Annotated in this window: 18 protein-coding genes and 1 pseudogene; 8 read left to right on the top strand and 11 right to left on the bottom strand. The window is 54.4% G+C overall.

Features of this window, described 5'->3' with window-relative positions; genetic code table 11:
- Positions 1-33: 33 nt before the first annotated feature.
- From patD to ymcF, 7 genes are all read right to left on the bottom strand, one after another.
- Positions 34-1,458 carry an aminobutyraldehyde dehydrogenase gene (patD, locus tag N2K86_RS11655; protein WP_260658706.1) on the bottom strand — a complete coding sequence of 475 codons (1,425 nt, stop codon included), beginning with the start codon at positions 1,456-1,458 and terminating at the stop codon, positions 34-36.
- 24 nt (positions 1,459-1,482) lie between these two features.
- Positions 1,483-2,289, bottom strand: coding sequence for an ABC transporter permease (locus N2K86_RS11660; RefSeq protein ID WP_260658707.1), 807 nt, complete (start codon positions 2,287-2,289; stop codon positions 1,483-1,485).
- Positions 2,279-3,217, bottom strand: a complete 939-nt coding sequence (locus N2K86_RS11665) for an ABC transporter permease (RefSeq protein WP_407065285.1) — start codon at positions 3,215-3,217, stop codon at positions 2,279-2,281. The genes N2K86_RS11660 and N2K86_RS11665 overlap by 11 nt, the downstream gene beginning before the upstream one ends.
- A 7-nt stretch (positions 3,218-3,224) precedes the next feature.
- Positions 3,225-4,238: an ABC transporter ATP-binding protein gene (locus N2K86_RS11670; RefSeq protein ID WP_260658709.1), complete on the bottom strand. Its 1,014-nt coding sequence runs from the start codon at positions 4,236-4,238 to the stop codon at positions 3,225-3,227.
- 17 nt (positions 4,239-4,255) lie between these two features.
- Positions 4,256-5,401 (bottom strand): putative ABC transporter substrate-binding protein YdcS, encoded by a 1,146-nt coding sequence (ydcS, locus tag N2K86_RS11675; RefSeq protein ID WP_260658710.1) that lies wholly within the window; start codon positions 5,399-5,401, stop codon positions 4,256-4,258.
- 272 nt (positions 5,402-5,673) lie between these two features.
- A complete protein-coding gene (locus N2K86_RS11680) occupies positions 5,674-7,083 on the bottom strand; it encodes an aminotransferase-like domain-containing protein (protein WP_260658711.1) in 1,410 nt (469 codons plus the stop codon).
- A gap of 82 nt (positions 7,084-7,165) precedes the next feature.
- Positions 7,166-7,354, bottom strand: coding sequence for a cold shock small protein YmcF (gene ymcF / locus N2K86_RS11685; RefSeq protein WP_260658712.1), 189 nt, complete (start codon positions 7,352-7,354; stop codon positions 7,166-7,168).
- Positions 7,355-7,747: 393 nt separating this feature from the next.
- Here ymcF and N2K86_RS11690 point away from each other — a divergent pair, with 393 nt between their 5' ends.
- From N2K86_RS11690 to hslJ, 4 genes are all read left to right on the top strand, one after another.
- Positions 7,748-9,148 carry a cytochrome ubiquinol oxidase subunit I gene (locus N2K86_RS11690; protein WP_260658713.1) on the top strand — a complete coding sequence of 467 codons (1,401 nt, stop codon included), beginning with the start codon at positions 7,748-7,750 and terminating at the stop codon, positions 9,146-9,148.
- Positions 9,148-10,158 carry a cytochrome d ubiquinol oxidase subunit II gene (gene cydB, locus N2K86_RS11695; RefSeq protein WP_260658714.1) on the top strand — a complete coding sequence of 337 codons (1,011 nt, stop codon included), beginning with the start codon at positions 9,148-9,150 and terminating at the stop codon, positions 10,156-10,158. The genes N2K86_RS11690 and cydB overlap by 1 nt, the downstream gene beginning before the upstream one ends.
- Positions 10,158-10,286, top strand: coding sequence for a DUF2474 domain-containing protein (locus tag N2K86_RS11700; protein WP_042713512.1), 129 nt, complete (start codon positions 10,158-10,160; stop codon positions 10,284-10,286). The genes cydB and N2K86_RS11700 overlap by 1 nt, the downstream gene beginning before the upstream one ends.
- Before the next feature lie 126 nt (positions 10,287-10,412).
- A complete protein-coding gene (gene hslJ, locus N2K86_RS11705) occupies positions 10,413-10,850 on the top strand; it encodes a heat shock protein HslJ (protein WP_260658715.1) in 438 nt (145 codons plus the stop codon).
- Here hslJ and N2K86_RS11710 read toward each other — a convergent pair whose 3' ends face one another.
- Positions 10,851-11,117 carry a putative hemolysin gene (locus N2K86_RS11710; protein ID WP_010431552.1) on the bottom strand — a complete coding sequence of 89 codons (267 nt, stop codon included), beginning with the start codon at positions 11,115-11,117 and terminating at the stop codon, positions 10,851-10,853.
- Positions 11,118-11,387: 270 nt separating this feature from the next.
- Between N2K86_RS11710 and nifJ the strand changes: the two genes are divergently transcribed.
- Together nifJ and ompC are read left to right on the top strand one after the other, a co-directional pair.
- Positions 11,388-14,912, top strand: a complete 3,525-nt coding sequence (gene nifJ / locus N2K86_RS11715) for a pyruvate:ferredoxin (flavodoxin) oxidoreductase (RefSeq protein WP_260658716.1) — start codon at positions 11,388-11,390, stop codon at positions 14,910-14,912.
- Between the two features lie 389 nt (positions 14,913-15,301).
- A complete protein-coding gene (gene ompC, locus N2K86_RS11720) occupies positions 15,302-16,411 on the top strand; it encodes a porin OmpC (protein WP_260658717.1) in 1,110 nt (369 codons plus the stop codon).
- 39 nt (positions 16,412-16,450) lie between these two features.
- Here the strand turns inward: ompC and N2K86_RS11725 are convergent, their stop codons facing one another.
- Positions 16,451-16,648 carry a hypothetical protein gene (locus N2K86_RS11725; RefSeq protein ID WP_260658718.1) on the bottom strand — a complete coding sequence of 66 codons (198 nt, stop codon included), beginning with the start codon at positions 16,646-16,648 and terminating at the stop codon, positions 16,451-16,453.
- Between the two features lie 75 nt (positions 16,649-16,723).
- Positions 16,724-17,059 carry a DUF1294 domain-containing protein gene (locus tag N2K86_RS11730; RefSeq protein ID WP_260658719.1) on the bottom strand — a complete coding sequence of 112 codons (336 nt, stop codon included), beginning with the start codon at positions 17,057-17,059 and terminating at the stop codon, positions 16,724-16,726.
- Between the two features lie 135 nt (positions 17,060-17,194).
- Here N2K86_RS11730 and N2K86_RS11735 point away from each other — a divergent pair.
- Together N2K86_RS11735 and ttcA are read left to right on the top strand one after the other, a co-directional pair.
- Positions 17,195-17,296 (top strand): annotated as a pseudogene (locus N2K86_RS11735) (site-specific integrase); the annotation flags it as partial.
- A gap of 29 nt (positions 17,297-17,325) precedes the next feature.
- Positions 17,326-18,261 carry a tRNA 2-thiocytidine(32) synthetase TtcA gene (ttcA, locus tag N2K86_RS11740; RefSeq protein ID WP_260658720.1) on the top strand — a complete coding sequence of 312 codons (936 nt, stop codon included), beginning with the start codon at positions 17,326-17,328 and terminating at the stop codon, positions 18,259-18,261.
- Positions 18,262-18,302: 41 nt separating this feature from the next.
- Here the strand turns inward: ttcA and dbpA are convergent, their stop codons facing one another.
- The gene (gene dbpA, locus N2K86_RS11745; RefSeq protein WP_108417754.1) at positions 18,303-19,676 is read right to left on the bottom strand and encodes an ATP-dependent RNA helicase DbpA; all 1,374 of its coding nucleotides are present in this window, start codon (positions 19,674-19,676) and stop codon (positions 18,303-18,305) included.
- Positions 19,677-19,681 lie beyond the last annotated feature (5 nt).

Raw genomic sequence — 19,681 nt, forward strand, 5'->3', positions numbered from 1 at the left:
AACGCCCGGCGATACTGGCCGCCGGGCATGATTTTAGTGTTTTATCATGACGTGCCGGACAACCGTATAATCCTCAAGCCCGTACACCGACATATCCTTTCCATAGCCTGAAAGTTTCATGCCGCCGTGCGGCATTTCACTCACCAGCATAAAATGGGTATTTACCCAGGTGCAGCCGTACTGCAGGCGCGCACTCAGACGATGAGCGCGGCCCACGTCTTTGGTCCAGACCGATGACGCCAGGCCATATTGTGAATCGTTGGCCCAGGCAAGCACCTGCGCTTCGTCGTCAAATTCCGTCACGCTGACGACCGGACCAAACACCTCGCGTTGAACAATTGCATCTTCTTGCTTCGCCCCGGCCAGCAGGGTTGGCTGGAAGTAGTAGCCCGCCCCCTCGTGTTTACTCCCGCCGGTCACCACGCGGATATGGCTCAGCGCTTTTGCCTCGTCAACCGCGGTGCACACGCGTGAAAGGTGTGCGGCAGAGCTGAGTGGGCCAAGTTCTGTCGACGCGTCCTCCGGCGCCCCCATTTTCAGGCTGGCGACGGCGGCCCCCAGCTTCTCAACCAGCGCGGCGTAAATGCCCTTCTGGGCATAGATACGGCAGGCGGCGGTGCAATCTTGTCCGGCGTTGTAAAAACCGAACGTGCGCACACCTTCCACCACGGCATCCAGATCGGCATCGTCAAAAACAATCACCGGGGCTTTGCCACCCAGCTCCATATGCGTGCGCTTAATTGAGGAAGCCGTGTGGCTGATAATATGCTCGCCCGTGGCAATCGACCCGGTGAGTGAGACCATGCGGACTTTTTCATGCCCGATGAGCGGGTCACCGACGGTTTTACCGCGACCAAAGAGAACGTTAAGTACGCCTGCCGGGAAGATGTCTCTGGCCAGCTCGGCCAGCTTTAAGGCCGTCAACGGGGTAATTTCAGAAGGTTTTATCACCACGCAGTTGCCTGCCGCCAGCGCAGGGGCCAGCTTCCAGGCTGCCATCATCAGCGGGTAGTTCCACGGCGCAATGGACGCGACGACGCCTACCGGATCGCGGCGGATCATTGACGTATGCCCTTCAAGATACTCTCCGGCGGCCAGTCCATTCAGGCAGCGCGCCGCGCCCGCAAAGAAGCGAAACACGTCGACCACCGCCGGGATTTCGTCCCCCAGCGCGCAGTGCAAAGGCTTTCCGCAGTTAAGGGATTCGAGCCGGGCGAACTCTTCAGCATGCGCTTCAATGGCATCAGCCAGCTTCAGCAAACACTCGGCGCGGGTTTTAGGCGTCGTTTGCCCCCACTGTGCAAACGCGCGATCCGCAGCCTGAACGGCCGCATCCACCTGCGCCGCTGACGCTTCAGGAATGTCCAGCAGTACGTCGCCAGTGGCAGGGTTATAGACCGGCTGCATTTCCCCTTCACCGGCCACCAGTTCACCATTAATCAGCAGTAGTTTTTGCATAGCATTATCCTGTTGAAATCAATGTTATTTCCCGCTTTCGGCACCGTTTTCGCCGTCGCGGGTTAGCCACCAGGCTCCCAGAATGGGGATGGTTGTGACCAGCATCACCAGCAGTGCAACAACATTGGTGACCGGTACGTCCCGCGGGCGACCGAGCTGGTTCAGCAACCACAGCGGTAACGTGCGCTCGTGTCCCGCCGTAAATGTCGTCACGATAATTTCGTCAAACGATAGCGCAAACGCCAGCATCCCTCCGGCCAGCAGCGCCGAGCCAAGATTAGGCAGCACCACATAGCGAAAGGTTTGCCAGCCGTCTGCACCTAAATCCATCGACGCTTCCACCAGACTCCAGGACGTGCGCCGGAAGCGGGCAATCACGTTGTTGAAAACCACCACCACGCAGAAGGTGGCGTGTCCTACAACGATGGTGAAAAATCCCGGCTCAAGGTTGATGGTTTTGAATGCCGTCAGCAGCGCCAGGCCGGTGATAATCCCCGGCAGTGCAATCGGCAATAGCAGCAGCACAGAGATCGCGTTTTTACCAAAGAACTCGCTGCGCCACAGTGCCGCTGCAGCAAGCGTGCCAAGCACGAGTGCAATGGCGGTGGATAAGCTGGCGATTTTAAGTGACAACGTCACTGATTCGAGAATATCCCCACGCCCTGCCGCCACGCTAAACCACTTAAACGTTAGCCCCTGCGGTGGGAAGCTGAAAGCCGCGTCCTCAGTATTGAACGCATAGATCGCGATAATCAGCAGGGGGAAGTGGAGGAAGATGACCCCACCCCACGCGGCGACTTTCAGGAACAACGGTGCGCGATCAGAGTGCATCGAATGCTCCCAGGCGTTTCACGAACGCCAGATAAAGGGAGATCAGCACAATCGGAACCAGCGTGAACGCAGCAGCCATGGGCATATTCCCGATGGCACCCTGCTGGGCGTAGACCATGTTTCCGATGAAATATCCCGGCGGCCCCACCAGCTGCGGCACGATAAAATCCCCAAGCGTCAGCGAGAAGGTAAATATTGATCCTGCCGCAATCCCCGGAATAGCCAGCGGCAGAACCACGTAGCGGAAGGTTTGGCGCGGACGCGCGCCCAGATCGGCAGACGCCAGTAGCAGAGAAGCGGGTAACCTCTCCAGCGCCGCCTGCACGGGCAGGATCATAAACGGTAGCCAGATATAGACGAAGACCAGAAAGCGCCCCAGCCCTGATGTCGACAACGTGTTACCGCCAATCGCCGGAAGCGTAAGCAGAGAAATCAGGAGCGGCTCAAGCCCCAAATGGCTGAGAAACCACTGCGCCACGCCATCTTTCGCCAGCAGCAGCGTCCAGGCATAAGCCTTAACGATATAACTCGCCCACATAGGTAGCATCACTGCGATGTAGAAAAAGGCTTTCCACTTACCGCGGGTATAACGCGCCATATACCATGCCATCGGAAATGCGAGGATCGCGCTGGCGAAAGTGACCGCAAGAGCCATCACCAGCGTGCGCAAGATGATGTCGTAGTTTGCCGGGTTGAAAAGTGCCTGAATGTTCGCAAAAGTGAGATCGGGCGTCACCGACATGGTGAAGTCATCGAACGTATAGAAACCCTGCCACAGCAAGGTCAGAAGCGAACCCAAATAGACGATGCCAAACCACATCAGCGGCGCGAGCAGGAGCAAGAACAGACCCAGTAAGGGTTTACGCCAGAACACTGCGGTAATACGGCTTAACCTACCCTGTGGCGTGGGCGTGGGTGAAACGCTCATGTCCATTTCACCTCTCCTCATGGAGCAACACCATGGCCTCGCGTGACCACGAGGCCAGCACCTGCTGTCCGGGCGCAACCCCCGCCGGGAGCGCGCCTCCGGTAAGATTCGCCTGGCTGACCAGCAGTTTCGCACCGTCTGCAAGACGCAGTTCAAAACGCGTGGCCGCGCCCTGATACTGTACCGCCTGTACTACGCCCTGCACCTGAACATCACCTCCCTCATTGAGACGAATATGTTCCGGACGCAGCGAATACATCCCCTCCATTCCACAGACCTGGCGGGCCAACGCGGTATCAAAAACGTTAGAGGTGCCAACAAAACTGGCGACAAACGGTGTACGAGGACGCATGTAAAGGTCGCGCGGGGTATCAACCTGCTCGATGCGCCCGTTGTTGAAGACGGCCACCCGATCCGACATGGACAGGGCTTCTCCCTGGTCGTGGGTGACGAAAATAAAGGTAATGCCCAACTCCTGCTGAAGCTTTTTCAGCTCAAACTGCATTTGCTCGCGCAGTTTCAGGTCGAGCGCGCCTAGCGGTTCGTCCAGCAGCAGCACGCGGGGTTCGTTCACCAGCGCGCGGGCAATCGCCACGCGCTGGCGTTGGCCGCCGGAGAGCTGCGAAGGCTTACGCGCGACGGCAAAACTCAGGCCGACCTTCTCCAGCGCCTGACCGGCCAGCGCGTAGCGTTTTTTCTTGTCGACACCTTTAACCATCAGCCCGTACGCCACGTTGTCGAGGATCGACATGTGCGGAAACAGCGCATAATCCTGAAAGACGGTGTTGACGTCACGCTCCCAGGGAGGCAATTCGCTGGCTTCTTTACCGAAGATTTTTATCGCGCCGCCGCTCAGCTGTTCAAAACCGGCAATCAGGCGCAGGCAGGTCGTTTTACCGGAGCCCGAAGGCCCCAGCATGGAGAAAAACTCTCCGTCACGAATGCCAATAGTCACCCCATCAACCGCTCGGACGTCGCCGTACAGACGGGAGACGTCATTAAACTCTACTGCGTACGTCATGTTCTGCTCCCGGACGTTCAACGACCGCCCATGATGGCAATGTAATCCTGCGTCCAGCGGCTGTATGGGACAAATTTACCCCCTTCCGCAATCGGCGTTTTCCAGAACATGATTTTTTCAAAGTTGTTATAACCGTTGGTTTCACACCCTTTATCACCGAGCAGCGTGCTGGCTTTGCAACCTTCCGCAACCACCGGCAGCGAGCCAAACCAGGCCGCCAGATCGCCCTGCACTTTTGGCGTCAGCGACCAGTTCATCCATTTGTAGGCGCACATTGGGTGTTTTGCCTGCGCGTGCAGCATGGTGGTGTCCGCCCAGCCAGTTACGCCTTCTTTTGGGAAGACGGTGGCAACGGGCTGGTTCTCTGCCTTCAGGGCATTCGCCTGATACGGCCAGGCGCTGGAGGCCACCACGCCTTCATTTTTAAAGTCGCTCATCTGAACGGTGGTGTCATGCCAGTAGCGGTGGATAAGCGCGTGCTGATCGCGCAACACCTTGAGCACAGCAGCGTACTGTTCTTCGGTGAGCTGGTACGGGTCTTTGATACCTAACTGCGGTTGAGTGGCTTTGACGAACAGCGCGGCATCGGCGATATAAATCGGGCCGTCGTACGCCTGCACGCGTCCCTGGTTGGTTTTACCGTCAGGCAAATTCTGTTTGGTGAATACCACGCTCCAGCTGTCCGGCGGCGTCGGGAAGGTTTTGGTGTTGTACATTAGCAGGTTTGGCCCCCATTGATACGGCGTGCCGTAAACTTTCCCGTCGACGTTAAACCATTCCCCTTTCACAATCCGTGCGTCGAGGGTTTTCCAGTTGGGGATGAGATCAGGGTTAATCGGCTGAACGCGTTTCCCCATGATCAGGCGCAGCGAGGCGTCACCGGAGGCCGTAACCAGATCATATCCCCCTTTCGCCATCAGGCTGACCATCTCATCGGAAGTGGCCGCCGTTTTGACGTTGACGGTACATCCGGTCTCTTTTTCAAACTGGGTCACCCAGTCATAATTTTTATCCGTCTGACCGCGTTCGATATACCCCGGCCAGGCAATAATATCCAGTCGTCCTTCCCCGTCGCCAATGGCCTTTGGCGGTTCGGCGGCTTGCACGGTCATGATTGTCATGCCAAGCGCATACAGGCTGCTGCGGGCAAAATTTTTGCTCATTAGATTTACTCCAGTCGCAATGAAATTTAGCGGCAGCCTTGCCGTAAAAATATCTCCTTAATTAAACGTAGACCGCGCAAATGCGCCGCACCTTTCGGCTAAAGGAAATTTCATCAAGGTGTGACCGAGGGCGCATTCCCCGTTAACTGGATTATAGACAAGGAGTTAGCGGAGGAAGGGAGTATGCAGATTTCCTATGATGCGGCGCAGAGGGATATTCGCAGCGCCGTCATAAAGATAAGAAAGGATTATTTAAAAGCCGACTACGCGATTTATTCCAGCATCTCGCTAATTAATTTTCCCAACTGAATAACAGCCTGTTCTTCCCGTTCTCCCCACGACCAGGAGGTATTAAACCGGAAAAACGGCGTCCAGCTGTCTGACGTTGAAAACATCTTTCCTGGGGCTATGCTGATGTGGTGGACTAATGCTTTCTCGCTAAGCAACCCGGCATCCAGCTGCGCCGGAAGTTCCAGCCATAAAAAATAGCCGCTGTCGTTGTGATGGATTTTGACGCCAGCAGGCATATGGCGCAAAAGCGACTGCCACCCCTGCTGTTTGCGCTCGGCCAGCGTGCGGCGCAGGCGGCGAAGATGGGCGTCATACCGTTTAGTCGCCAGATAATCCACCAGCGCCAGCTGCATGGGTGAGCTGGTTGATAAGGTGCTCATGAGCTGCAGCTGCTGAATGCGGCGCGCATGTTTTCCCGCCGCCACCCATCCGATGCGAAAACCGGCCACCAGACATTTTGAAAATGAGGAGCAGTGCAGCGTCATGTCCTGCCTGTCCCAGGCCTTGGCTGGAAGCGGTTTTTCACGGCCAAAAAAGAGTTCGCTGTAAACGTCGTCCTCAATCAGGGTGACGTTATGCTTCCTGAGCAGCGCCACCAGCTGCGCCTTTTTCTCCGTGCTCAGCGTGAAGCCAAGCGGGTTTTGACTGTTGGTCATTAACCAGCAGGCTTTTACCGGATAATCATTCAGGGCCTGTTCAAGGGCATTCAGGTCGATCCCCTCGCGCACGTCGGTCGCTATTGACAGGGCCTTCAGCTTCAGGCGTTCCAGCGCCTGGAGAGCACCATAAAAACAAGGATTTTCAACGATCACCCAGTCACCGGGTTCGGTGACGGCCTGCAGGCTAAGATTCAGCGCCTCAAGCGCGCCTGCGGTAATGACAATCTCTTCAGGCGAGATGTTCATCCCCTGCTGCGCGTAGCGGCGGGCAATGGCGTGGCGAAGATCGACGTTACCCGGCGGCAGGTTTTCAATCACGCTCATCGCGGTGGCGGTTTTACTGACGTTCGCCAGCGAGCGATTAAGCTGCTGAAGCGGAAAGAGGCGCGGATCGGGAAATGCGGAAGCAAAGGGCACGACGGAGGGATCGCGGCTGGCCTGCAGCACGTCAAAGATATAGGTGTTGATGTCGACCACTTCATCGCGCATCACCTGAGCCGGAGGAGCAGGCTGTTGAGCAGTCGGGCGCGAGGCAACGTAATAGCCCGATTGCGGTCTGGCGACAATGCGCCCCTGGCTTTCCAGCATCTGATAAGCGTGGCCCACGGTCATAAAACTCATGCCGCTGCTCGCCACCTGCTCTCGCAGCGAAGGCAGCTTATCGCCCGGCAGCCATACGCCAAGCTCAATCTGCGAGATAATTTGTTGCGCCAGACGCTGGTATTTTTTCATCAGATTCTCCTTATTGCCGACAGTGTATATCAGCAGGAGAAAAAGAGAAGATTTTGCTAACTGTTATGGAAAGCGTTGTTGATTACTTTCGGTACTCAGTGTTATGGCTCTGGGCAGAACGTGCTGCGGCCAGATGGTCGAGAGTAACCATCGACGATTTGCAAAAAATGCATTTCGCGCCGTGAGGATTTTTCTCAGACACATCAAAAACTGAAGTACGGTACTGCGAGCCATGACAGCATGGGCAGCGAAAATGGATATAAGAAGTCATAGGATTCTCCTGTAAACGTAAAAACGTAAATTACTCATGAGCCGATCAGACAATAATGGTTTTAAACAAAACTAATCGGAAAGTAGATAAAGACCCAAGAGAGGCTGCGGAGAGGCACAACGTGATGAGAACTGCTTTATAAAACTACGTCAGATATTTATTTGGACTCAAAACCAGAAGACCATTAACGCACGACGTAGACGACAAGGCAAGCAGTTTAATGCGTAAAATTCATAAAAAGAATTTTCTTATTCTTAATTACCGACCTATATCAGATGACTTAAATGTCAAGAGTTAGCAATCTGTTATGCATAAATTTTACTTTTCTGCCTCTGATAGTCGACTTTGCCCCCCTATACCATAACAGCACACCGTTTGACATTGAGGCTGTGCATGTTTGGTTTAGATGCTTTTCACCTTGCGCGGATACAGTTTGCCTTTACCGTATCCTTTCACATTATTTTCCCGGCAATCACCATCGGCCTGGCAAGCTATCTTGCTGTACTCGAAGGGCTGTGGCTTAAAACAAAAAATCCGGTCTGGCGCTCGCTGTACCATTTCTGGTCGAAGATCTTCGCCGTCAACTTTGGTATGGGCGTGGTCTCCGGGCTGGTCATGGCCTACCAGTTTGGCACCAACTGGAGTGGATTTTCACAGTTTGCGGGCAGTATTACCGGCCCGCTGCTGACCTATGAAGTGCTCACCGCCTTCTTCCTTGAGGCCGGTTTCCTTGGCGTGATGCTGTTTGGCTGGAACAAAGTCGGTCCGGGTCTGCACTTCTTTGCGACCTGTATGGTGGCGCTGGGGACAATTATATCGACCTTCTGGATCCTCTCCTCCAACAGCTGGATGCAGACCCCGCAAGGCTATGAGATCGTCAACGGTCAGGTCGTGCCGGTAGACTGGTTTGCCGTGGTATTTAACCCCTCATTCCCGTACCGCCTGCTGCATATGTCGATAGCCGCCTTCCTCAGTAGCGCGCTGTTTGTTGGTGCTTCTGCCGCCTGGCACCTGCTGCGCGATAACAGGACACCTGCCATTCGCGCCATGTTCTCCATGGCACTATGGATGACCCTGATTGTGGCCCCCATTCAGGCGATGGTGGGCGATATGCACGGGCTGAACACCTTAAAGCACCAGCCCGCCAAGATTGCCGCCATTGAAGGCCACTGGGAAAACCCGCCGGGTGAACCGACGCCGCTGCTGCTGTTCGGCTGGCCGGACATGGAGCAGGAGCGCACTCGCTTTGGGCTGGCGATCCCGGCGCTTGGTAGCCTGATCCTGACCCACAGCCTGGAAAAACAGGTTCCCGCGCTCAAGGAGTTTCCGAAAGAAGACCGACCTAACTCAACCATCGTCTTTTGGTCGTTCCGCATTATGGCAGGCCTGGGCATGTTGATGTTGCTGCTGGGGGTTGCGGCCGTCTGGCTGCGCTACAAAAAACGGCTGTATACCTCTCGTCCCTTCCTGTGGTTTGCCCTGCTGATGGGACCATCCGGATTGATTGCCATCCTTGCCGGATGGGTTACTACGGAAGTGGGCCGCCAGCCGTGGGTGGTCTACGGACTGCAGCGCACGAAAGATGCGGTTTCCGCGCACGGCGATCTGCATATGAGCGTCAGCCTGCTGGCCTTCTTCGTGGTTTACACCTCGGTGTTTGGAGTGGGTTACAGCTATATGGTACGCCTGATCAAAAAAGGCCCTCAGCCTCATGAGTCATTTGCCACTGAATCTGATGGTCGCCCTGCTCGCCCCCTATCTGCTGTTACCACTGAACGTAAGGAGAAACCATAATGGGAATCGACCTCTCCCTTATCTGGTTTGTGATCATTGTATTTGCCACGCTGATGTACATCGTGATGGATGGATTTGATCTGGGAATTGGCATCCTGTTCCCCGCGACGCAAAACGGCGACGATCGCGATGTGATGGTCAACAGCGTTGCGCCGGTGTGGGACGGGAACGAAACCTGGCTGGTGCTTGGTGGCGCGGCCTTGTTTGGTGCCTTCCCGTTAGCTTACGCGGTCATCATCGACGCGCTGACCATTCCGCTGACGTTAATGCTGATCGGACTTATTTTCCGGGGCGTGGCGTTTGAGTTTCGCTTCAAAGCCACACCGGCACACCGTCCGTTCTGGGATAAAGCCTTTATTGGTGGCTCGATTCTGGCAACGTTCACCCAGGGCGTGACGGTCGGCGCTGTGATTAACGGTTTCTCCGTCACCGGACGCGCGTACAGCGGCGGCCCTTTTGACTGGTTCACTGCCTTTAACTTTTTCTGTGGCGCAGGTCTGGTCATAGCTTATGCCCTGTTAGGCTCAACATGGCTGGTGATGAAAAGCGAAAATGCCCTGCAACAGCGGATGCGTGAGGTTTCAAAAACGCTGTTAATCGTCCTTCTGGTATTCATTGCGGCAATCAGTATCTGGACGCCTTTGGCGCAACCGGCTATCGCCGCACGCTGGTTTACGCTGCCGAATCTGTTTTATCTGCTGCCCGTCCCAGCGCTGGTGGCGATACTGAGCCTGTGGCAGTGGCGAAGCCTGAAGGATCCTGATAGCCATAACCTGCCGTTTGTCCTCACGCTGGGGTTGATTTTCCTCGGATTCAGCGGGCTTGGGATCAGCATCTGGCCGCACATTATCCCGCCGTCTATTACCTTATGGCAGGCCGCTGCACCACCGCAGAGTCAGGGCTTTATGTTAGTGGGGGCACTGTTGATCATTCCCGTTATTCTGGTCTACACCTTCTGGAGTTATTACGTATTTCGCGGAAAAGTACAGCATGGGGAGGGTTATCACTGATGCAACAACCTGTCTGGAAACGTCTGATGTGGCTGGCCATTATCTGGGGCGGTAGCGTCCTGGCGCTGGCCGCCGTAAGTATGTTCTTCCGCATGCTGATGGCGGCGGCGGGGTTTAAATCTCACTAACACCTTGTTCCGGGCACCATTCTGTTGCCCGGTCTCTTCTCGCACTTTCAGATAAACCCCATTAACTCGCACAGGCGTATCGTTACACTTGAATAGATTCACAGCATTGATACTTTGAGAAGAAAAATGAAAAAGCTCGTCGCAGTAACTTTTCTGAGCCTGGCCCTGGCGGGCTGCGTTAACCCGGGTAAAGCGTCCGTTCAGCCGGAGCAGCTTCAGAACCACCGTTTCGTGCTGGAAAATGTCGACGGTAAAGCCATCACCAAAACAGCAACGCAGCCTGAAATAAGCTTTAGCGCGCTGTCAGATATCAGCCTGGTTAAAAACATCACTGTCTCAGGCGTGATGTGTAACCGCTATAACGGACAGGGGAAATTGTCCGAAGGCGCGCTCACCGTTAAAACGCTGGCGATGACCCGGAAACTGTGCACTGACCCGCAGCTTAACGAACTGGATCAGGCCATTGGCGACATGCTGCGCAAAGGCGCAGAGGTCGACCTGACTGAAGACCAGTTAACGCTGGCGACAGCCGAAAAGACGCTGATGTTTAAACGCGTTGAGTAATCAGTAGTTACCGCAAGATCCCACGGCAAGCGACTGTTCACTGCAGCGCTTGCCATTTGGCAACGCGCACATACCAATCGCAGATCCGTCAAGCTGGCGAGCAACCGATAACGAACCGCCAATCATTGCACAGTTGGCTTGACCGGAGCTTGACATCGCGGCTCTCATACCTGGCGTGACGTGCGCCGCCGTTGCCTGCTGAACAGGTTCACTACTACATGCCGACAACAATAATGCGGCACACCCTACCCAAAACGCTGAGCGCATGTTCTCTCCCCCATGAATAATGACAAACCTATGCATAATAGGCACGCGGCGCCGCATCGTCGAGAGTGGATGTGCGTATTTATGCGCTCCAGAAACAATTTCTCGCAATTTTTCCGGCAAAACTTTGATCTACTCATTGATGCCGGGAATATCGAGGACACAAAAGCGAAAATCGCAAAACCTGAGCTTTGCTAAAATAAAAGGATAATTATCAGGGCTTGTTGCCGTTATACAGGCCCCTCTTTTTGCGCAATGTAAGGGTGTCGTCCTATGCAAACTATTGACGGTAATGGTGCAGTCGCGTCAGTTGCGTTCCGTGCCAGCGAAGTTATCGCCATCTACCCGATTACGCCAAGTTCCACGATGGCCGAACAGGCGGATGCCTGGGCCGGAAACGGGGTAAAAAACGTCTGGGGGGATGTCCCACGCGTGGTTGAAATGCAGTCCGAAGCGGGCGCGATTGCCGCGGTACACGGGGCGCTTCAGACAGGTGCCTTGTCCACGTCGTTTACTTCCTCTCAGGGATTGCTGCTGATGATCCCGACGTTATACAAATTAGCCGGGCAGTTGACGCCATTTGTGCTGCATGTCGCCGCACGCACGGTCGCGACTCACGCCCTCTCCATCTTTGGCGATCACTCAGACGTGATGGCGGTCCGTCAGACGGGCTGCGCCATGCTGTGCGCCAGTAGCGTCCAGGAGGCACAGGACTTCGCGCTGATTTCGCATATCGCGACGCTGAAAAGCCGCGTGCCGTTTATTCATTTCTTTGATGGGTTCCGCACTTCCCACGAAATCAACAAAATCGTTCCGCTGGCTGACGATACGATCCTCAATCTTCTGCCACAGGCTGAGATCGATGCGCACCGTGCTCGCGCCCTAAATCCGGAACATCCTGTGATTCGCGGAACCTCTGCAAACCCGGATACCTATTTCCAGTCTCGTGAAGCGACCAACCCGTGGTACGACGCGGTTTATGACCATGTTGAACAGGCGATGAATGCGTTCGCCACCGCCACCGGACGGGAGTACAAACCGTTCGAATATTATGGCCATCCGCAGGCGGAACGCGTGATCGTGCTGATGGGCTCAGCCATCGGCACCTGTGAAGAAGTGGTGGATGAACTGCTGACCCGCGGCGAAAAGGTCGGCGTGCTTAAAGTGCGGCTTTATCGTCCGTTCTCAGCTAAGCATTTGCTCTCAGCGCTTCCGGAGAGCGTGCGATCCGTTGCTGTTCTTGACCGTACCAAAGAACCGGGTGCGCACGCGGAACCGCTTTATCTGGACGTGATGACGGCCCTGGCGGAAGCGTTTAATAGCGGCGAACGTGAAATGCTGCCGCGTGTCATTGGCGGGCGCTATGGCTTGTCATCCAAAGAGTTTGGCCCGGACTGCGTACTGGCGGTCTTTAACGAGCTGAATGCAGCGAAACCAAAACCGCGCTTTACGGTCGGCATTTATGATGATGTGACTAACTTGTCCCTGTCGCTGCCGGAAAACACCCTGCCCTCGACCGCCAAACTCGAAGCGCTGTTCTATGGTCTGGGCAGCGACGGAAGCGTCTCAGCAACCAAAAACAACATCAAAATCATCGGCAATTCGACGCCGTGGTATGCCCAGGGCTATTTCGTCTATGACTCCAAAAAAGCGGGCGGGCTGACCGTTTCCCACCTGCGCGTGAGCGAACACCCTATTCGCTCGGCTTATCTTATCTCTCAGGCAGATTTTGTGGGCTGCCATCAGCTGCAGTTTATCGACAAATACCAGATGGCGGAGCGCCTGAAACCTGGCGGTATTTTCCTGATTAACACTCCGTACAGCGCTGATGAAGTCTGGGCGCGGCTGCCGCAGGAAGTGCAGGCGGTGCTGAACCAGAAAAAAGCCCGCCTTTTTGTGATTAACGCCGCCAAAATTGCCCGCGAATGTGGCCTGGCGGCACGTATCAACACCGTGATGCAGATGGCCTTCTTCCATCTGACCAACATCCTGCCGGGCGACAGTGCGCTGATGGAGCTGCAGGGGGCGATAGCCAAAAGCTACAGCAGTAAAGGCCAGGAGCTCGTCGAGCGTAACTGGCAGGCGCTGGCGCTGGCGCGCGAATCGCTGTTTGAGGTACCGCTGCAGCAGGTGAATGCGGCCAGCCCGAACCGTCCTCCGGTGGTGTCCGACGCGGCGCCAGATTTCGTGAAAACCGTAACGGCGGCAATGCTGGCCGGTCTGGGCGATGCCCTGCCCGTCTCGGCGCTGCCGCCAGACGGTACCTGGCCAATGGGCACCACCCGTTGGGAAAAACGCAACATCGCCGAAGCGATCCCAATCTGGAAAGAAGAGCTGTGCACGCAGTGCAACCACTGCGTGGCGGCCTGCCCGCACTCGGCCATCCGTGCCAAGGTGGTTTCACCTGAAGAGATGGAAACCGCACCGGCCAGCCTTCACTCCCTGGATGTGAAATCCCGCGACATGCGCGGACAGAAATACGTTCTGCAGGTCGCCCCTGAAGACTGTACAGGCTGTAACCTGTGCGTCGAAGTGTGCCCGGCGAAAGATCGTCAAAACCCGGACATCAAAGCCATCAATATGATGTCGCGCCTCGAACACGTTGAAGAAGAGAAAGTGAATTATGACTTCTTCCTGAACCTGCCGGAAATCGATCGCAGCAAGCTGGAACGTATTGATATTCGCACCTCACAGCTGATTACCCCACTGTTCGAATACTCGGGTGCCTGCTCTGGCTGCGGAGAAACACCGTATATTAAACTGCTTACGCAGCTTTACGGCGACCGAATGCTGATCGCCAACGCTACCGGCTGCTCGTCTATTTACGGTGGTAACCTCCCTTCCACGCCATACACCACCGACGCTAACGGTCGCGGCCCGGCATGGGCGAACTCGCTGTTTGAAGATAACGCCGAGTTTGGCCTTGGCTTCCGGCTGACCGTCGACCAGCACCGCGCGCGCGTGATGCGTCTGCTGGAGCAGTTTGCCGATAAAATCCCTGCGGCACTGAATGATGCACTTCACTCGGAAGCCACGCCGGAAGTGCGGCGCGAGCAGGTCGCTGAACTGCGCAACGCGCTGCAGGGCGTTGAGGGTGCGGAACAAGTGTTGACGGATGCCGATGCGCTGGTTGAGAAATCTATCTGGCTGATCGGCGGCGACGGCTGGGCCTACGATATCGGCTTCGGCGGGCTTGATCATGTTCTGAGTCTGACCGAAAACGTTAATATTCTTGTGCTGGATACGCAGTGTTATTCCAACACGGGCGGTCAGGCCTCTAAAGCGACACCATTAGGCGCTGTCACCAAATTTGGTGAGCACGGTAAACGCAAAGCGCGTAAAGATCTCGGCGTCAGCATGATGATGTACGGCCACGTTTACGTCGCGCAGATTTCACTGGGTGCACAGCTTAATCAGACCGTGAAAGCGATTCAGGAAGCGGAAGCCTACCCTGGCCCATCGCTGATCATTGCCTACAGCCCTTGTGAGGAGCACGGCTATGATCTGGCTCTCAGCCACGATCAGATGCGTCAGCTCACAGCAACCGGCTTCTGGCCGCTGTACCGGTTCGACCCACGCCGTGCGGATGAAGGCAAACTGCCGCTGGCGCTGGATTCACGTCCCCCATCTGATGCTCTTGCCGAGACGCTTATGCAGGAGCAGCGCTTCCGCCGCCTCAACGCGCAACAGCCTGAGGTAGCAGAACAGCTCTGGAAAGATGCCGCCGCGGATTTGCAAAAACGCTATGACTTCCTGGCGCAGATGGCCGGGAAAGCGGATAAAGCGACCAGCGAATAAGTCTACCTGCCCGGCTCGTCCGGGCATTTTTTTGCCATAAAAAAAGCCCGATGTATTCACACCGGGCTAATCCAGATGATCACAGAAAACTATTTAGATAACTAAATAATATTCACATCAATTATGGATGAAGACATCTTAAAGGCATATAACGACGGCAACCTTACCTCTTTCCCCGAGCAATTAATAATTTTAGTTTTGTATATTTTCGGTTAATACATTCATGAAATCTATCAAGATTTCACCGGTATTATTTGGTTGAGAATTTACTTAAAACGTAACAAATATAATTACGACTCCTCATTGGGAGTGATTTAGCATGAGACATCTTTCCAGTGTGGAAAGTTCATCTAGTAATTAAATAAAAATGATTGCAAAGGAATATCACTATGCAAAGAAAAGTACTGGCCCTCATGATTCCTGCGCTGTTAATGGCAGGCGCAGCACATGCAGCAGAAATTTATAATAAAGACGGTAACAAATTAGATCTGTACGGAAAAGTAGATGGTCTCCACTACTTTTCTGACGATGCGTCAAAAGATGGCGATCAAACCTATATGCGTCTGGGCTTCAAAGGCGAAACCCAAATCAACAACTTGATGACCGGCTACGCACAGTGGGAATACAACGTTCAGGCTAACAACACCGAAGGGTCTGATAACCAGTCCTGGACGCGTCTGGCTTTCGCGGGTGTGAAAGTGGGTGATTATGGTTCATTCGATTATGGCCGTAACTATGGTGCGCTTTACGACGTGGAAGGCTGGACAGATATGCTGCCAGAATTCGGTGGCGACTCATACACCTACGCCGATAACTTTATGACCGGCCGTGCAAACGGCGTGGCTACCTACCGTAATACCGACTTTTACGGCCTGGTGCAGGGTCTGAACTTTGCGCTGCAATACCAGGGCAAAAACGAATCCGGCAATAACAATCAGGAAGGGACCAACAACGGTCGTGATACGCGTCATGAGAACGGCGACGGTTTCGGTATCTCTACCACCTATGATTTCGGCATGGGCTTCAGTGCAGGCGCGGCTTACACCTCTTCTGACCGTACCAACGATCAGGTTACACGTACAACCGCGGGCGGTGATAAAGCAGATGCATGGACTGCTGGCCTGAAATATGATGCCAACAATATCTACCTGGCGGCAATGTATTCCGAAACCCGCAATATGACGCCATACGGTGATAACGAAGCTAATGTAGCTAACAAAACTCAGAACTTTGAAGTCACCGCTCAGTATCAGTTCGACTTTGGTCTACGTCCGGCGGTTTCTTACCTGCAGTCCAAAGGTAAAGATCTGGGCAACGGTCAGGGCGATCAGGACCTGGTTAAATATGCTGACGTAGGTGCCACCTACTATTTCAACAAAAACATGTCCACCTATGTTGATTATAAAATCAACCTGTTGGACGAAGACGACAGCTTCTACAAAAATAACGGCATCAGTACTGACGATGTTGTTGCATTAGGCCTGGTTTACCAGTTCTGATCCTACGGGCCCGCAGCTTTCTGCGGGCTCAACACAGCGCTATACACCTTTTCTGACCAGCTCAGCGGCTTTGACGAACACCTCGTCTTCAACGCCATCGCCCTTCTGTCTGCCGAGCCTGACCAGTTCCTCAACTATACTTCCACGGTTGATCGGCTTCTGCGCTGAAACCAGCCCAATAACGGCAGCCCCAATCGCCAGCCCAACCAATCCTGTTTGTTCTTCTTTGTTCTTCATGATCGCGCTCCCTTGTACAACAGAAAAGCGTAGCAGGAATACAGTAAAAAGAATGTTTGTTACGCCAACCGACGCTCATAACGAAGAAAAGTAATAAGCCGCCGCCATCGCTGCGATGCTCATGACAATACTGACTATAAAGTAGGTTTTGAAGGGCTGCTTTTGCGTTTTATGGCGAAAGAGCTGTTGTCCCAAAATGGCGCCAGGCCAACCTCCTGTCACCCCGAACGCCAGCAGAGTGGCTTCCGGGACTCTGCGCATGCCCTTTCGCGCCGCCATTTTATCGGCGCCATATATCGCCATCGTCAGCACATTGATGAATACGAACCACATGACAAGAGGATTCGAGGTAAAAAGGCTGCCAGTCGCAGCGAAAAAAAGAAGCAAATAACAAAAACGATTGAGTGTCATAGCAGTGGCCAGGGGAATGTTGAGCGTATTCAGAGGTCGCATTATACGCAATAACGTGAATGTATTTTGGCTGAAAGGCATCTGGCTTTAGAAAAGTTAAGTCCACTGAAATTTATAAAGACTTTTTATCATTCCAACACCGCTGTAAAACATGCTGGTATTCGTCGCCGGAATCCGTACCATACGCGGCATACTTTTGCCTGCTGGCTTTTATCTGCCAGTTCTAACCCGTCTTTCGACCCTGCTGGCTCCGAAGGTAGTGATAAATGCAAGAAAATCAAGATATTAACAAAAAAGAACAATACAACCTGAATAAGCTGCAAAAGCGTTTGCGCCGTAACGTAGGCGAAGCCATTGCAGACTTCAACATGATTGAAGAAGGCGACCGCATCATGGTTTGTCTGTCAGGGGGTAAAGACAGCTACACCATGCTGGAGATCCTGCGTAATCTTCAGCAAAGCGCACCGGTGAATTTTTCCCTGGTGGCGGTGAATCTCGACCAGAAACAGCCAGGATTCCCTGAGCACATTCTGCCAGAGTATCTGGAGAATCTGGGCGTTGAGTACAAAATAGTCGAAGAAAACACCTACGGGATTGTTAAAGAGAAGATCCCGGAAGGGAAAACGACCTGCTCGCTCTGCTCTCGCTTACGCCGCGGGATCCTATACCGTACCGCGACGGAGCTGGGCGCGACCAAAATTGCGCTCGGTCATCACCGCGACGATATCCTGCAAACGCTGTTCCTGAACATGTTCTACGGCGGCAAGATGAAAGGCATGCCGCCTAAGCTGATGAGCGATGACGGCAAGCACATTGTGATCCGCCCCCTCGCCTACTGCCGTGAAAAAGACATTGAGCGCTTTTCTCAGGCTAAAGGTTTCCCGATCATTCCATGTAACCTGTGCGGCTCGCAGCCGAACCTGCAGCGTCAGGTTATTGGTGACATGCTGCGCGACTGGGACAAACGTTATCCGGGTCGGATCGAAACCATGTTCAGCGCGATGCAGAACGTCGTCCCTTCCCATCTCGCGGATGTAGAGTTATTCGACTTCAAAGGCATAAACCACGAATCAGAAGTGGTTAACGGTGGCGATCTGGCGTTTGACCGGGAAGAGATCCCAATGCAGCCTGCGGGCTGGCAGCCGGAAGAAGATGACAGTCAGTTAGAAGAACTGCGTCTGAATGTGCTGGAAGTGAAATAAAACGAAGCGTCTCAGAGAGATATCTGAGACGCTTTTATCCGTCACTTCAGCAGACGAACGCGGCAGGCTTTGCCTTTAATTTTACCGTTTTGCAGCTGCTTCCAGGCTTTATGCGCCACCGACTGGCGAACCGCCACGTAAACGTGCGCCGGATGAACCGCAATCTTTCCGATATCCGCCCCGTCCAGACCGATATCTCCGGTCAGCGCCCCTAACACATCACCCGGACGCATTTTGGCTTTTTTGCCGCCGTCGATACACAGCGTCGCCATTTCAGCCTCCAGCGGGACAATGCTGATATTACCCGGGGCATTCACCCAGTTCAGTTTAATCTGCAGCATCTCAGAAAGGATATTGGCGCGCTGCGCCTCTTCCGGCGCGCAGAAGCTGATGGCGAGACCGCTGTTGCCCGCACGCGCGGTACGACCAATACGATGGACGTGTACCTCAGGATCCCAGGCCAGTTCAAAGTTAACCACTAGCTCGAGCGATTTAATGTCCAGACCGCGGGCGGCAACATCGGTCGCGACCAAAACGCGCGCACTGCCGTTAGCAAAACGCACCAGCGTCTGATCGCGGTCACGCTGTTCCAAATCCCCGTGCAGAGACAATGCGCTTTGACCAGCGGCATTCAGGGCATCGCAGACCGACTGACAATCCTTTTTTGTGTTGCAAAACACCACGCAGGAAGCAGGCTGATGCTGGCTCAGCAGCTTTTGCAGCAGCGAGATTTTGCCGTGCTGCGACGTTTCAAAAAACTGCTGTTCGATGGCAGGCAGAGCATCAACGCTGTCAATTTCAATGGTCAACGGATTCTTCTGCACACGACCGCTGATTGCCGCAATGGCTTCAGGCCAGGTCGCTGAGAACAAAAGCGTCTGACGATCCTGCGGCGCAAAGCGGATCACCTCATCAATGGCATCGCTAAAGCCCATGTCGAGCATACGATCGGCTTCATCCATCACCAGCGTCTGCAGAGCATCAAGCGAAACAGTCCCCTTTTGCAGGTGATCGAGCAGGCGTCCCGGCGTGGCAACAATAATGTGCGGCGCATGCTGCAACGAATCACGCTGTGCGCCGAAAGGTTGCCCGCCACAGAGGGTTAAAATTTTGGTGTTCGGCAGAAAACGTGCCAGACGGCGCAACTCTCCGGCGACCTGGTCCGCTAGCTCGCGGGTCGGACACAGAATCAGAGACTGGGTCTGGAACAACGCCGCATCAATATGCTGCAGCAGCCCGAGTCCAAATGCAGCCGTCTTCCCACTTCCGGTTTTTGCCTGCACGCGTACGTCACGGCCTTCCAGGATGGCCGGCAGCGCAGCCGCCTGTACAGGGGTCATAGTGAGGTATCCCAACTCGTTAAGGTTATCGAGTTGGGCAGCAGGCAGAACGTTCAGGGTAGAAAAAGCGGTCACAGTAT

Origin of the sequence: Enterobacter mori (assembly GCF_025244905.1) — a bacterium.
GTDB lineage: Bacteria > Pseudomonadota > Gammaproteobacteria > Enterobacterales > Enterobacteriaceae > Enterobacter > Enterobacter mori_A.

What these genes read in the sequence shown, in the direction of transcription:
- patD (WP_260658706.1), bottom strand. Translation starts at nt 1,458, where the DNA reads ATGCAAAAACTACTGCTGATTAATGGTGAACTGGTGGCCGGTGAAGGG.
- N2K86_RS11660 (WP_260658707.1), bottom strand. Translation starts at nt 2,289, where the DNA reads ATGCACTCTGATCGCGCACCGTTGTTCCTGAAAGTCGCCGCGTGGGGT.
- N2K86_RS11665 (WP_407065285.1), bottom strand. Translation starts at nt 3,217, where the DNA reads ATGAGCGTTTCACCCACGCCCACGCCACAGGGTAGGTTAAGCCGTATT.
- N2K86_RS11670 (WP_260658709.1), bottom strand. Translation starts at nt 4,238, where the DNA reads ATGACGTACGCAGTAGAGTTTAATGACGTCTCCCGTCTGTACGGCGAC.
- ydcS (WP_260658710.1), bottom strand. Translation starts at nt 5,401, where the DNA reads ATGAGCAAAAATTTTGCCCGCAGCAGCCTGTATGCGCTTGGCATGACA.
- N2K86_RS11680 (WP_260658711.1), bottom strand. Translation starts at nt 7,083, where the DNA reads ATGAAAAAATACCAGCGTCTGGCGCAACAAATTATCTCGCAGATTGAG.
- ymcF (WP_260658712.1), bottom strand. Translation starts at nt 7,354, where the DNA reads ATGACTTCTTATATCCATTTTCGCTGCCCATGCTGTCATGGCTCGCAG.
- N2K86_RS11690 (WP_260658713.1), top strand. Translation starts at nt 7,748, where the DNA reads ATGTTTGGTTTAGATGCTTTTCACCTTGCGCGGATACAGTTTGCCTTT.
- cydB (WP_260658714.1), top strand. Translation starts at nt 9,148, where the DNA reads ATGGGAATCGACCTCTCCCTTATCTGGTTTGTGATCATTGTATTTGCC.
- N2K86_RS11700 (WP_042713512.1), top strand. Translation starts at nt 10,158, where the DNA reads ATGCAACAACCTGTCTGGAAACGTCTGATGTGGCTGGCCATTATCTGG.
- hslJ (WP_260658715.1), top strand. Translation starts at nt 10,413, where the DNA reads ATGAAAAAGCTCGTCGCAGTAACTTTTCTGAGCCTGGCCCTGGCGGGC.
- N2K86_RS11710 (WP_010431552.1), bottom strand. Translation starts at nt 11,117, where the DNA reads ATGCGCTCAGCGTTTTGGGTAGGGTGTGCCGCATTATTGTTGTCGGCA.
- nifJ (WP_260658716.1), top strand. Translation starts at nt 11,388, where the DNA reads ATGCAAACTATTGACGGTAATGGTGCAGTCGCGTCAGTTGCGTTCCGT.
- ompC (WP_260658717.1), top strand. Translation starts at nt 15,302, where the DNA reads ATGCAAAGAAAAGTACTGGCCCTCATGATTCCTGCGCTGTTAATGGCA.
- N2K86_RS11725 (WP_260658718.1), bottom strand. Translation starts at nt 16,648, where the DNA reads ATGAAGAACAAAGAAGAACAAACAGGATTGGTTGGGCTGGCGATTGGG.
- N2K86_RS11730 (WP_260658719.1), bottom strand. Translation starts at nt 17,059, where the DNA reads ATGACACTCAATCGTTTTTGTTATTTGCTTCTTTTTTTCGCTGCGACT.
- ttcA (WP_260658720.1), top strand. Translation starts at nt 17,326, where the DNA reads ATGCAAGAAAATCAAGATATTAACAAAAAAGAACAATACAACCTGAAT.